Origin of the sequence: uncultured Winogradskyella sp., assembly GCF_947501905.1 — a bacterium.
Lineage (GTDB): Bacteria > Bacteroidota > Bacteroidia > Flavobacteriales > Flavobacteriaceae > Winogradskyella.
Genome location: NZ_CANMXL010000006.1, coordinates 1 through 14,615, shown reverse-complemented (window position 1 = coordinate 14,615; position 14,615 = coordinate 1). Strand labels below are relative to the sequence as shown.

General features: G+C 34.8%; 7 protein-coding genes. 3 read left to right on the top strand and 4 right to left on the bottom strand.

Annotated elements, in window-relative coordinates:
- Positions 1-50: 50 nt before the first annotated feature.
- Complete coding sequence (locus Q0770_RS13480) at positions 51-920, top strand: glycerophosphodiester phosphodiesterase family protein (protein ID WP_299117836.1); 870 nt, start codon at positions 51-53, stop codon at positions 918-920.
- Between the two features lie 10 nt (positions 921-930).
- Complete coding sequence (locus tag Q0770_RS13475; RefSeq protein ID WP_299117834.1) at positions 931-1,410, top strand: DUF6495 family protein; 480 nt, start codon at positions 931-933, stop codon at positions 1,408-1,410.
- Positions 1,411-1,439: 29 nt separating this feature from the next.
- Here Q0770_RS13475 and Q0770_RS13470 read toward each other — a convergent pair whose 3' ends face one another.
- Entirely contained in the window at positions 1,440-2,684 is a 1,245-nt protein-coding gene (locus tag Q0770_RS13470; protein WP_299117832.1) for an ABC transporter permease, read from the bottom strand.
- 158 nt (positions 2,685-2,842) lie between these two features.
- Here Q0770_RS13470 and hisS point away from each other — a divergent pair, with 158 nt between their 5' ends.
- Positions 2,843-4,213: a histidine--tRNA ligase gene (hisS, locus tag Q0770_RS13465; protein WP_299117831.1), complete on the top strand. Its 1,371-nt coding sequence runs from the start codon at positions 2,843-2,845 to the stop codon at positions 4,211-4,213.
- Between the two features lie 48 nt (positions 4,214-4,261).
- Here hisS and Q0770_RS13460 read toward each other — a convergent pair whose 3' ends face one another.
- The 3 genes from Q0770_RS13460 to Q0770_RS13450 form a co-directional block, all read right to left on the bottom strand.
- The gene (locus Q0770_RS13460; protein WP_299117830.1) at positions 4,262-7,666 is read right to left on the bottom strand and encodes an amidohydrolase family protein; all 3,405 of its coding nucleotides are present in this window, start codon (positions 7,664-7,666) and stop codon (positions 4,262-4,264) included.
- Positions 7,667-7,854: 188 nt separating this feature from the next.
- Positions 7,855-13,584, bottom strand: coding sequence for a LamG-like jellyroll fold domain-containing protein (locus Q0770_RS13455; protein ID WP_299117829.1), 5,730 nt, complete (start codon positions 13,582-13,584; stop codon positions 7,855-7,857).
- 185 nt (positions 13,585-13,769) lie between these two features.
- On the bottom strand, positions 13,770-14,615 hold an 846-nt coding region (locus Q0770_RS13450), incomplete at its 5' end, for a T9SS type A sorting domain-containing protein (RefSeq protein ID WP_299117827.1).

The following is a 14,615-nucleotide window of genomic DNA, read 5'->3' as shown; positions in this document are numbered from 1 at the left end:
AATTGTAAATTTGCGCTCCTATTTAGGGGCGCATTTTTTATGTATACGATATGAGAAAAATAATTTTAGGTTTAGTCATTATTGGGTTGGTTTGTTTTAGTTGCAAGACTGAAAATAAAAACGTTACATCAACAGATTCGGTGTTATTAGAAACATTTCGTTACTCTAACAATAAAGCACCAAAGATTAGTGTGCATCGTGGCGGAAAATCAATAAAGAATTATCCTGAAAATTGCTTAGAAACAATTCAGTATGTAAATGATAATATGGATGCCATTTATGAGATTGATGTTGCTAAAACTAAAGACGGAAAAATGGTCTTAATGCATGACAATTCTATTGACAGAACGACTAATGGAACAGGCTTAGTCAAGAGTAAAACTTACAGCCAGCTAAAAAAGTACAATCTCGTTGATGATTATGGGAATGAAACAAAGTTTAAAATACCATTATTTAAGGATGTCTTAGAATGGAGCAAGCAAAATAATATTGTGCTTAGTGTAGATATAAAACGAAGTGTACCTCAAAGCGAAGTCATTAAAGCCATTAAAGAAGCTAAAGCAGAAGATGTTTGCATTATCATTACTTACGATTTAAAACAAGCCGAAAGTGCTTTTGCACTTGCACCAGATATGATGCTATCAGTTTCTGCTAGAAATGAGTTAGAATTAAACGCCTTGTTAAGTACAGATATCCCAACAAAAAACCTGATTGCTTTTACAGGGACACGATTATCCGACAAATCATTATTCAAAAAATTGCATGATAATGATATTCTATGCATGTTGGGAACACTTGGTAACTTAGATAAAAGGGCAGAAGCTAGAGGCGATAAATTATATAGTGATTGGTTAAATCTTGGCATAGATATGTTAGCTACGGATAGACCATTTGCAGTTGCCAAAGAAATAAAGAAATAAGATTATTAAAATGAAATATACGAGACTCACAAAAGAACAGTTTGAAGAACTCCACCTAGAGTTCATTAACTTTTTAGCAACACAGTCTATTACGGCAGATGAGTGGAAAGATATTAAAGTAAATAAACCTGAAGCAGCAGAGCAGGAGCTGGATGTGTTTAGTGACTTGGTTTGGTTTGGAGTGCTGAGTAAAGTTGAGTATTTAGAACACATTTCACCACAACAAATTCACTTATTTAAGTGTAGAGAAAAAGACATGCATCTTATTGCTCTGAAAATTAATAATACAGCTATAAATTTTACAAAAAAAGAAGGCTTTCAGTGGTTAAGAGATAATCTATTATCAGATAGTATTGAGTTTTTTAATGCTAAAAAAGACTATTCAGATGATAAGCACATGGACATTTTTAAAATGATTCAGCAAGGTGCTAATATCACTAAAGGCGAATTGTTTCAGTATTTCGAAAAGCTAATAGGGCAGAAGTCTTAGTTTAGCCATTAGCCATTAGCCATTAGTAACTACTCGTATCTTAAAGACTCTATCGGGTCTAGTTTAGCAGCTTTAGTGGCAGGATATACTCCAGAGACAACAGCTACAATAAATGCAATAGTGACGCCCCAAAACATAGCAAACCATGGTGTAGAGAATTTAAGATCAAATACCGAAGCAAGAAGCCATCCTATAAAGATACCAAGTATAATTCCTAAAAGCGCACCTAATTGCCCAATAACTACAGTTTCAATAAAAAATTGGGTAGCTATAGTTTTACGTTTTGCACCTAATGCTTTTCTTACGCCAATCTCACGAGTACGTTCACTCACGGATACCAGCATAATGTTCATTAAGGCGATAGTAGAGCCAAAGATGGTTACTATACTAATAATCCATGCTGCCCAATACAGGTAGCTAGAGATATTACTAATTCTGTTTATTAAATCTTCACTACGTTCTAAACCAAAATCATTTTTTTCAACTGGATTTAATCCTCTAACATTTCTAAACGTAAGTATGGCATCGTCTTGCGCGCCTTCAAGCATGTCTTTTTTATCGACTTTTATACTTAGACTATAATTAATAAAAGGATTTGTAAAAATAGAACGCGCCTTTTGAATAGGAAGAATAACTCTTAAATCTTGATTATTACCAAAGGTTGCACCTTTCTCTTTCAGATGTCCAATAACCTTAAATTTTGAACCTCTAACACTTATAGTTTGCCCAACAGGATTAACATCTTTAAACAATGCTTTTACCAAATCACTACCAATGACACAGACTGCATTGTTGTTAGTAACATCAAAAACATTAAAACCACGACCGCCTTCAACTTCTAAACCAGAATTTTCTAAAAAATGTTCGTTTGCTCCTAAAATTCTAACTTCTGGGTCGGTTTTTTTAGCTTCGGTTTTTATCTCTGCAGCTCTAGTTCCTATAAATGATACTGATGTTTTTGTAAATGGGAAATCATAACTATCCTGAAAGTCTTTTACATTTCTATAAGTAATTACAGGGTTTATTTTCTGGCGTTCACGACTACTTTGACGTTGTGTATTAAACTCGTAGCGTTGAATATTAAAGGTGTTAGCACCCATTGAGGAAAAATCACTTGATATGGTATTTTCTAATGCAGAAACACCACTTAGGATGCCTACAAGTGCCATAATGCCTATTCCAATAATTACAACTGTGAGTATAGTTCTTAGTAATTGACCTTTGATAGAACCAAGAGCAATTTTTATATTTTCTTTAAAAAGAGAAACTTTCATTTTAAGCCTAAAGTTAGAGTCGGTTTGCTATAAGACTACTTAATGTCAATAAAGTTACTACAAATTTGAAATTACTTGGGTTTGCCTCTAAAATTTATAATATTTTTGTGACTTATTGAGACTAACGAAAAGAATTTCCACCTAAGTGGGAAATTACTATGGCACAAAAACCAAGCATACCAAAAGGGACTAGAGATTTTAATTCTGAAGTTGTTGCAAAGCGTAGTTATATTACTGAAACTATAAAGCAGCAATTTAAGATATATGGCTTTCAGCCAATAGAAACACCAAGTTTCGAAAACTCTGATACCTTAATGGGTAAATATGGCGAAGAAGGTGATCGCTTGATTTTTAAGATTTTGAATTCGGGTGATTATCTCAAAAAAATCTCTGATACTGATTATGAAGAGCGTTCGGAATCAAGACTTACACCTAAAATTTCTGAAAAAGCCCTTCGTTATGACCTAACGGTACCTTTTGCACGTTATGTGGTGCAACACCAAAATGAGATTGAATTTCCGTTTAAACGTTACCAGATTCAGCCTGTTTGGCGTGCAGATAGACCGCAAAAAGGACGTTTTAGAGAGTTTTACCAGTGTGATGCAGATGTTGTAGGTAGTGCCTCTTTATTTCAAGAAGTTGAATTTATCCAATTGTACGATGGTGTATTTACAGCGCTTAATCTTAGTGGTACAACCATAAAAATTAATAATCGTAAAATTTTATCAGGTATTGCTGAGGTTATCGGTGCACAAGATAAGTTGATTGATTTTACTGTTGCATTAGATAAGCTAGATAAAATAGGTGAGGAGAAGGTAAAAGAAGAAATGCTCGGTAAAGGTATTTCTCAAGTTGGTATTGATAAACTTCAGCCTTTATTTGAGCTTACAGGTGATTTTGGTTCACAGATTGAAAGTTTAAAATCTATTTTAAGCACTTCAGAAATTGGATTAAAAGGTATAGAAGAATTAGAGTTTATTAATACTGCGATTTCTTCATTAGAATTAAAAACAGCACAACTGCAATTCGATGTGACGCTTGCACGTGGTCTTAACTACTATACAGGCGCTATTTTTGAAGTTTCTGCACCAGAAGGTGTAAATATGGGTTCGATTGGTGGCGGTGGCCGTTATGATAATTTAACGGGTATCTTTGGTTTAAAAAATATGAGTGGGGTTGGTATTAGTTTTGGCTTAGACCGCATTTATTTAGTTCTTGAAGAATTAGGTTTGTTCCCAGAGTCAGTAATAGACAATACAAAAGTCTTGTTTATAAACTTTGGTGAAGATGAAGCTATGGCGTGTTTAAAAGCAGTTTCATCGCTAAGAGATAATGGTATTAATGCAGAGTTATATCCTGATGCTGCTAAAATGAAAAAACAAATGAACTACGCTAACAAACGCGAAATTCCATTTGTGGTATTAGTAGGTGATGATGAGCTAAAAACAAATAGTTTCACCTTAAAGGATATGTCTTCGGGAGAACAACAGAAACTCACTTTAGAAGATTTAATGACTAAATTAAAATAAAAAACGCCTCCATATTGGAGGCGTTTTTAGTTGAGTTGTTTTTAACGCTTAGTTTTTAATACCTGGAATATTATCTGGTCGTTTTGTTTGCCAATTAAATTTATCAGCTTTTTTAGCAACTGGTGCTACTTCATCTAGTGTATTTGCATCGTATACAATGCCGTTTTTAACCACATGAGTTAATGTATTTGTATGTCTTAAATTGTCTAATGGGTTTTTATCCATAATTAAGATGTCTGCAATTTTTCCAGTTTCTAGACTTCCTAAATCATTATCTAGACCTAGCGCTTCTGTACCTTTTATCGTAGCAATTTTTAGTGCATCCATATTACTCATACCACCGCTAGCAACTGCCCAAAGCTCCCAATGAAAACCTAAACCTTGTAACTGTCCGTGACTTCCAACACCACCAATACCGTCTGCTTCGATGAGGTCTTTCATGAATTCTGCATGTTTTTTAAAGACATGTTCTTCATCCATAAACCAACCTGGCCTACGTCTTGATTTCTGAGCCAATTCAGCATAAGGTGTGAAGTATTGCATTTTTGCATCACTATACGGATTCTCTCTTGAGTAGAAATAATTTTCTGCCCAAGGACCACCATAAGATACTAATAAGGTTGGTGTCACTGCCATTTTAGATTCTGCGACAGTTTTAATGACATCATCATAGATTGGATAAATAGGGAAGGAGTGTTCGTGTCCTGGAAAGCCATCAATAAGATTAGCCATATTGTGTTTAAAATCTAAACCGCCTTCAGTTGTTGGCATTAACTCTAACTCTTTACAAGCTTTTATAACCCATTGACGTTGTTGACGATTACCAACCAAATACATTTTTATAGTCTTAGTGTTATAATATTCACTGTACTGTTTTAAAACGTCTTTGGCATGGTCGTAATCTTTAATATTATATGCCCAAAAACCAACACCTGGTCCTGTACTGTATACTCTAGGTCCATGCATCATTCCTGCATCTACCATATCTGAATAAGTAAGTACGTCTGTAGTAGCCGTTTGTGGGTCTCTTGTTGTAGTGACACCATATGCAAGATTTGCCGAATAAATCCAAATTTGATTTTTATGCACACCCCAATTTGGCCACATATGTGCATGCGTATCTACAAATCCTGGTGTTAGTGTCTTACCAGAGACATCAATGACTTTTGCATCACTTGGTACTGAGAAGCTTCCAGATGCACCTACATTTACTATTCGATTGTTATCTATTAATATATCTCCGTTTTCAATGACTTTATCACCTTCCATGGTAATAATTCTTCCGCCTTTTAATAGTGTTTTTCCATTAGGAATAGAGCGCTTGTATTTTACAATGACTTTATATTCATCCGCTTTAAAACGAGGCTTTTCTTTCTTCTTTTTATCCTTTTTGTCATCTGTTTTTGTTGAATCCGTTGCCTTTTTAGCGTCTTTAAGCTCTTTTTCTTTCTTCTTCGCAAGTTTTAAACTATCCGTAAAAGCTTTTCCTTTTTCCAAATCATAAACAAAATGGCTTGCGCCTAATGACCAATGCACTTTTTTACTATTAGATGACCATGCTGGAAACTCTCCACCCATAACCGTTAATTTATGAGCTGGGAAAGCAGCACTTTCTGCTTTAGCTAAAGAAATTGAGGGTGTTTTTCCTATTTTAGGAATAATTACAGAATACACATCATTATTAATCTTTGTGAGCGCATGTGTACCATCTGGAGAAATTTTAATCACTGCTGGTCTAGATGCCGTGTTATTTTCTCTCCAACCTTCTTCATGAGTTGGCATTGCTGCATGCACATCGTGTTCAATACCAAAAACATCTGAAGAACCATAGGTTTTAATGCCGGTTAATTTTAGATGTTCTTTTTCATCTGTACCATCCCATCTTATAGAGATTAATCCTTTTCTACCGTGATTTAGATATACACGATTATTAATTTTAGTAAAGTGTGGCGTATTTCGTCCTTTAGTTTTATCAATAATATTAATGCTTCCGCCATCTGTTGAAACCCATGCGAGTTCATCTGCAGCACCTGCCGCAAAAGGACCTATTGCATTATCATAGGACTGTGCAGAGCCTTTTACAAATGCAATTCTATTTGCTTGATATGACCATGCCGGATTTGTGTAAATTCCTGGTTCATTGGTTAATTGAGTTGTTCTCCCGCCGTTAGCGTTTACTTTATATAAATGCCCACCACCATTTTTCCATGTCGTAAACACAATTTCTTTACCATCGGGTGACCAAGTTGGTTGTGCTTCTGTAAAATCATTTTTTGTTAATCGTTTTGGTGTTCCATCAGGCAAGCTCATGACATACAAACGATTTAATGCTGTAAATGCAATTTTTGAACCATCTGGCGACGGTACTGCATCTCTAATCTGAGTCACAATGCCTTCTGTAGTATCTTCAATAGGATATTTAAAAGACACCATTGGTCCCATATCTATATCCAGATTTACTGTAAATGGAATTTCTTTGGCTTCATTATTTTCTATAGATATTGAATATATTTTTCCACCATAAGACGCAATTAAGCTCTTATTATCTGGAGTAAATGACATGGCAGGTAAAACCCCTAAAGGCGCTATAGATTCTTGCTCATCTCTTTGAACAGGATAAGCTAACCAACGCTCATCACCAGTCTTTAAATTTCTAATAACAAGTCCGGTATGCTCTTCGAAACGACTTCCGTATACCATCCATTTTCCATCATTTGAGAATGTAGGTGTAAATGCAGAACCATATCTTGAAGTTATAGTTTCAGTATCACCATCTTCACGGTCGTAACTTACAATTTGGTATTGTGGTAATCGTGCATTATAATTCCAAGCACCATTTCGGGAAGAAAAATAAATATGATTACCATCTGCACTAAAAGCAGGGTCAATTAATTTTTGAGTTTTATTTTTTGCAAGTAATGCAGCTCCTGATCCACCATCTTTGTGCAAAATAAATGGTTTTATATTTCTTCGACCTCTAGTGCCAACGATATAGTCTCCATCAGGACTCCAATCTGCAGATACGTGGTACTTATTTTTGTCTTTAGTTAATTGTTTTTGCTCTTTGGTTTCTAAATCCATAGTCCAAACATTATCAGAGCCACTTTTATCTGAGATAAAAACTATAGATTTTCCATCAGGACTGTAACGCGGATGTACATCATAAGGCATGCCTTCTGTAATTCGCTTTGCGGTGCCTCCAGAAATTGGAATGGTGTATAAATCTCCCATCATATCAAAGATGATAGTTTTGCCATCTGGATGCACATCTACAGAAATCCAAGTACCATTATCAGTAGTAAATGATATTTTTCGTTCTGGCTCTAGTGGTAACTCCTTTGTAGCTTTTTTTGTGGAGTCTGCATCTTTTTTATCCGCTTCTTGGGCATATGTTTCTATAGAAAACATTAAGATAATTGCAAGTAGAATACTTGTAGAAAGTGAAATTTTCATGTGGGTTAGATTGATAAATTGAACAATTCAGTGCTCTAATGTAATCATTTATGAGCTTATACATAAAATATCTTTGCTCATTTAGACTATGATTTTATTCTTTTGAAGAAGGTATATAAGTTTCAAAAAAATAAAAGAGGCCATCTTTTCAGAAAGCCTCTTTGAGTTGAGTTTAAGTCTTTTATGGATTAATCTACCAATACTTTTTTAGATACCGAACCGCTTACAGTATTTAATTTAATGATATAAGCTCCAGAACTTAAGTTCCCAACATTGTATTCTGTCATATTTCCAGTTTTAATGTCTTCTATGGCAACAACATGTTGTCCTAAAAGATTAAATATCTGAATATCTTTTACCTCTAATCCATGAGGATTAATAAGTACTACTTTGTCTATAGCGTTTGCATAGCGTACATCTAATTTCTCATCATTTAAGATGTCATCGTCTGTACCTAAACTTGCATTTTGATTACTAAACACTATCTCGAATCGTCCATCATAGTATCCGGCGTTAAGATAAATTTCATAGTCTCCTTCTTTAAGGTTTTGATAGAAATCTAATTCTATATCATGTAAGAACACTTCTTGCTCTGCATCTATATTAATTAGTTCTTCAATTTTTATGATGTTATTACCATCAGTAGCTGTATAAATTATTAAAGGATAGCTTGTGTCATCATTCATATTATCAGACGCCTGAATAACATAGAAGTTGTTTTCTATTCCCCAGAACATATCATCATCTTTGTAATCATAAGTTACAGCATCGTAACCCCAATCTACTCCAGGAGTAGTATTCTCATCAATAGTTAATAGTAAGTGTCTATGCTGTTCAGCAGGAGACTCATAACTTAACTTAATTTTAGATCTAGGGTCGGCATCATCAGTTGTTGTATCTGATGTGCTTTGTGTTGCTGTAGTTCTAAAAAATTCACCATTAGCTGTAGATTCTTTTTTGAAAACACGTTGTCCATTATTAAAGTTAATTGTACCACCATTGTCAGCGACTACAAAGAATCCTTGTCCAACCTGAATGTATCTTCCTGGAGCTTTAGTACCAGAGCCAGTTGCTGACACATCTGGATCAGAAGTTCCAGCCAAACTAAATGGCGCTTCAAGGCTACCAGATAAGTTGTAAGTACCATAACCACCTTGATAGTTAGCTAATATATGGTCAGAACCACCCCAATGTTCCCAGAAGTACAATGTACCACTTGTAATTGCATCTTCTGAAGGATCTGGTGGAGAAGGATCTCCGCTACCGTCATAAAATAAAGTTGGGCCATTATCTAATATAAATTGTCTTGCATCAATTGCTGAAGCATAAGGGTTACCAACTAGGTAATCATTGTATTGATTTATAGTAAGATTAATATCTGCATTGTTAGGTTTTCCTAAGAATGTATAATTCTGTTCTGCTATAGGTACTATTGCTTGGCCAGGGCCTTTCATAGTAAATCCTTCACCAGGTTCAATTGTTCCTGTGCGTCTAACATGTTCCCATTGTGAGTAATCGCCATCTGTATTATTCGCAAATTTCCATATCCAATAATCGGCAATTGTTACAGGTGAAGTGTCACCATCTCCATCATAACCTGTATTTGAGAAATTAATTGTAGTACCATTATCTAACATAATATCTGTTACGGAGTAAGAGTATCTATTCTCATTTACTGTATTTGTTGGATCGATACTAGTCTCTCCAACAGGAGCAGACCAATAGTTATAATGGTAAGTGTCTGTTACCCCTTGTTGATCTTTTTCAAGAACACCATCAGCACCTATAACTAAATCACTATCTGTTGTCTGTATTAATTGCGATTCACCTTCTAAATCTATTTTACCATTTAGTTCTAGATAATGCGTTACAGTGTAACCAAACCCTGTTTTTGTAGTATTATCACCACTTACAGTAAGTGTAGTAATTGCTGGAGACACAGCTGTATTATCATGAATATGAGCTAAAACAGTTCTGTTACCTTCGTTATCATTACCGTCTGGGTCAGGGGCATTTACTACAGTATCATCATCTAAAGATGTGTTATCTATTGTGATATTATGTCCGGTTTGCACAATGTTCCAATCAACAGATATCTCATTATCTGCTAATGAGCGTGCTCCAGGTATAGTTTGTACATTTCCATTTGTCCAAGTGGTAGCATCTGTCCAGTTTCCATCTTGAGTTGATATATATGGAAGTGGAGCAGTTTGAAAATCTACAGTTCTTAATTGTCTTAAGTAACCTATTAAGTCATTTCCTGAATCGTCATTTGTGTTAGTATATGTATATCTTGACATTGGGAAATAAGCTCTAAGGTTTGTAAAATCTAAACCAGAAGCATCATTCTTTGTTGGTAAAATACTATTGTCATCAAAGTATTTACCAATTGTACCAGCATTGTCTTCCAATTCTTGATTCATTAAAAATCTAAGTTGATCTGCAGTAAGAGCTGCATTCCAAACTCTAACTTCATCAATGTTTCCATCAAAATAGGCTGTTGCACTACCATCTCTACCTGCAGCTCCTATTAAGAAAGATCTACTTGTATCAAGAGGTAAAGGTAATGTCTCAGTAGTTTCTAAAACACCATCTATATATAATCTAGCAGTTGTACCATCATGGGTAACTGCAATATGGTGCCATACATTCTCAGGGATAGCCACACTAGATTGAATAGTTCTTGTCGAACCATTTATCCAGTTCATTTCTACTCTATTAGAAGAGTTGATTTTTAAATCATAACCTTCAGTATAGGCAACATCTCTTTTTGAGACAATAGACGTATTAGTTGAACCAGATTCTCTTTTAATCCATGTAGATATGGTGAATACACTTGCGCCTGGTGCAGCTGTATCATCAGAATCTTCATCTAAATCTAAATTATCTTCAACATCGATATAGTTTTGAGCACTAGCATCAAAATTAATTGATCTTTCTACTATAATTTCTGGTGCATATCCAAAGGTAATAAACCTCTCAGAGTTTGCAGGAAAATTATATTCAGCTAATAAGTTGCCACTTCCATCAGAGCTCATTACTCTATATTGAGCAGTAGGTGTAAAAACTCCTGTTTCAGAAATAAACATTAAGTAGTTTCCTGGAGGTGTAATATTTCTTACGGCATTCTCCGGTATTGATATTTGAATTCTACCTACATCTCCAGTTTCTACAACTTTCCAAATACGTTGCATACCAATAAATTGTACATTGGTATTCAAACCAGAAATATTAGCACTCATATCTACAGCTATAGTAGAAGGAGCTGCATCTAAACTAGCATTATTATTACCCCAGACTAAGAAGTTTTTATCTGTAAATGAAGATGTAGAGTTTACAGTTCTGTTTTCTGAATTTGTTGTTTCTATACTCGTTAATCCCATTGTAACAATTCCTCTGGTTTCACCAGTACCATCAACAATAGAGTTAATACTACTAGACTGTCTTTGATCAAGACCTGAAGCATCATCTCTACCAATACCAGCAATATCATAGTTGTAAATACCTGAATTATCCGACACATCCCATAAAATAGTGCCATCACTATCTACATAATCAAGATTACCATCCTGTATAACACTAGCTGTTATTGTAGGCTCTAAAGTAATTCCGTATTTTATAGCTAAGTAAGATTGTATTCTATTACGTTCTTGAGTAGCATTAGCGTCATCTTTTCTAGCTGTGTAAGTAATAATTTCAGCAATGCGACCATCAAAGCTACCTTGCCAATACTGACTTCTACCTAACCAAAAACGCTGTTCTCTTACAGTAGAGAAATCACCAGTGTCATTTGAGATATCACTGATCTGATTTGCGTTCATGAATATTTCTATATCTGTATTAGATGAAGTATGTCTAGTATTTATGATGTTTACTTGGTTTAAGTTTGTAGCACTTACTGCTGCACCAGTTGCACCTTTACCGAAACCAGGATAAGGAGAAGATCCAGAAGTAGCACCAATTGCATATCCAAAAAGTTCATTAGTTAAACGTGCAGAATAATTTCCAAAACCAAAACCAGTTACATCTTCTACATAAGATTGATTATCTACAATATCATAGCTTGTAAAAGTATCTAGAGGTATGGTTGTTGTTGTTATTGGTGTATCAGGCATTACTACCATAAATATGTCATTACTATTAAAACCTGCAGTTCCTTGTAAAACTTCTCGTCCATCTAGATATGTTAAATCACCTGAGGCCGTAGTGTTATTATTTGTAAAGTCTATTACTGGATTAAAATTGATATTTCTACCGGTATTATTTCTATAAACTGGTTCATGACCAGATGCTGTTACCTCGGCATTATTACCAATACCAGTATCTGTCCATTGTGATACGGCAGCTCCATCTGTACCAACTGTTGCACCATTTAATTTATCTGCTTGAAGCCAGAGACTTAAATCTGAAGTTACACCACCAGGACCGACGGTAGGAGAATTATATGTAGTACCAGTTATTGATATATTATCTACATAAATATTATCTGTTGTATCACTAGCTTTTGACTGTATTCTAAAACGTACATCATTAGAAAATGTATAGTTGCTTTTTAAAACTGTAGCAGTTCTTACATAATAACTTGTAGAAGTAGTACCAAGTTGAAAATCTCCACTTTTACTAGCAGGAGCGGTATTTCCTGCTTTAAAACTTCTTAGAACTTGCCAAGTACCTCCATTAGAACTGTACTCAACTGTGAACGTTTCGTCTTGTTCAAAGCCAGATGCATAAAAGAAAAACTTAAAATCTACTTTATCATAAGCAGTTATGTCTATTGATGGCGAACAGAAAGACGACCCATTGCCAGAGTTGGCTCTAATATTAAGACTATAATTGTTGTCGTAAGATGTGCCAGGACTATTAACTCTTGTAGCATCTGAACCACCAGAAGACCATCCGTTTAAGCCACTTTCAAAGCTTTCGCTGTATGGTAGAGTGATTGTGGCAGAACTACAAGATAATGCTGCTGCGCCTATACCAGTTACATCAAAATTATATACGCCTTCATCACTATCATTATTATTTATTGTAATTGTACCAGTATAAGTTGCTGTACCAGATGGCGTAAAAGTTACTGTAAATGTTGTTGATGCACCTGGTGCTAAACTTGTTGATGCTGGAGCACTAACAACAAATTCTCCAGCACTACTTGTCCATGAACTTAAGTTTAGGTTTGCAAGCCCTAAGTTTTGTATTGTATATGTATAGACAGCTGGTGTTCCTGTGTCTGTTGTTCCAAAATCTGTATTGTCATAGATTGATGGAGTAGTATCACCATCTGCTATGGTTATAGCATTACTCTGTATATCTATTTCTGGTCTAGGCGTATTAGATAGTTGAACATCATCAATAGCCATGTCACTAGTAAATTGAGGACCAGTTGTACCATTGAACCGTATCATTATAGTTTGACCAAGATAATCTCTCAAGTCTACTTCGGCTAAAATCCAAGCAGCACCATTACTAGTTTGTACTTCACCAGATTGTGACCATAATGGAGCTGAAAATGTGGCACCATCATCTGTACTAACTTCTACATCTAGAGTTCCCATGTTAGTACCATACATATGATAGTAGAAAGAGAAATAAGCGGCTGTTTCTGAAGTTAAATCAAAACAAGGACTTTCAAAATTAAAAACTAAATTGAAATTACTAGTTGCTTCCGTATACATATAGTAAGAACCTCCATTGGCTCCACTCGGACCAGTATTACTAGAAGGAGTACCTCCAGTACGATGAGTCCAATCTCTATCATCGGAAGTGTCTTGTGTCCAAGAACCAATTCCAGATTCAAATCCTTCATTATAAGGATAAGAAGTAATAGTGGTAGTACATTGGCCAAATACATTATTTGAAGCCAAAAAAACAAATAGTATAAAGACAAGTGCCTTTACTGAGTAAGCGTAATAAGTTTTCATAAAGCGGTTAAATTTTATAGTTTGGGACTATATTACGGTACAAACATACCGACTAACTCTATGAAATGCAAATAAATTCGATGAAATGCACTTATTTTTTATAAGTAATTGATTTTCAGTTATTTATTTTTAATAAAAAAGTGGCAAAATTTTAATTTTCACCACTTTTTTTATAATTATTTAGATTAGTATTTGATTAATCTTGAGCTAAATACACTATTTGAAGATGTATTAGTAATTCTAATTATGTAAGGCGCTATTTCTAATCGACTGAGACCATTAAGGTTAATCTCATTATTGTTTACACCTTTTACTTCATTAAATACTCTTCGTCCATTTAAGTCATAGATTACAATATTAAAAGTTTCACCAGATAGTTTTGCTGGAACCTTAATAACTATATTATCTCTAAATGGATTTGGAGAAATACTAAAGACTTCAAATTTATCATCATCAATACCTAGTGCAGTATCTTCTACAGTTACAGTAGCATTGCACATTGAAGAATTGCCATTTACATCTGTAACTGTAAATGTCACTACATTATCTCCAATATCTAATGAGGTAAATGCAGTTTGAGATACAGATATAGATGCTACTCCACAATTGTCACTTGATCCATTATCAATATCATTTGCAGTAATAGTAGCATTACCTGTTCCATCTAGTTGAATAGTTATGTCTTGAGTTACACAAATAGGATTTACATTATCATCAACCACAATATTTTGAGTTTGCGTAGATGTATTTCCATTGCCATCATCAAAGGTCCAAGTTACAGTAGCGGTACCTTGAGTTGAACTTGTCAGGGAATCTGTAGTTGTACCCGTAATAGTACCTCCACAATTATCATTGGCAGTTGGAGCAGTAGCAATAGTTGCAGAACATTCACCAGTAACATCAGGAAGACTCATCACATTAGGTACTGGCGCCGTAGTATCGTCATAGTTATACGTTTGGTTGACATCAATAGAATTACCATTACCATCATCGAATGTCCAAGTAATCACTGTACTACCACCTTCTACGAA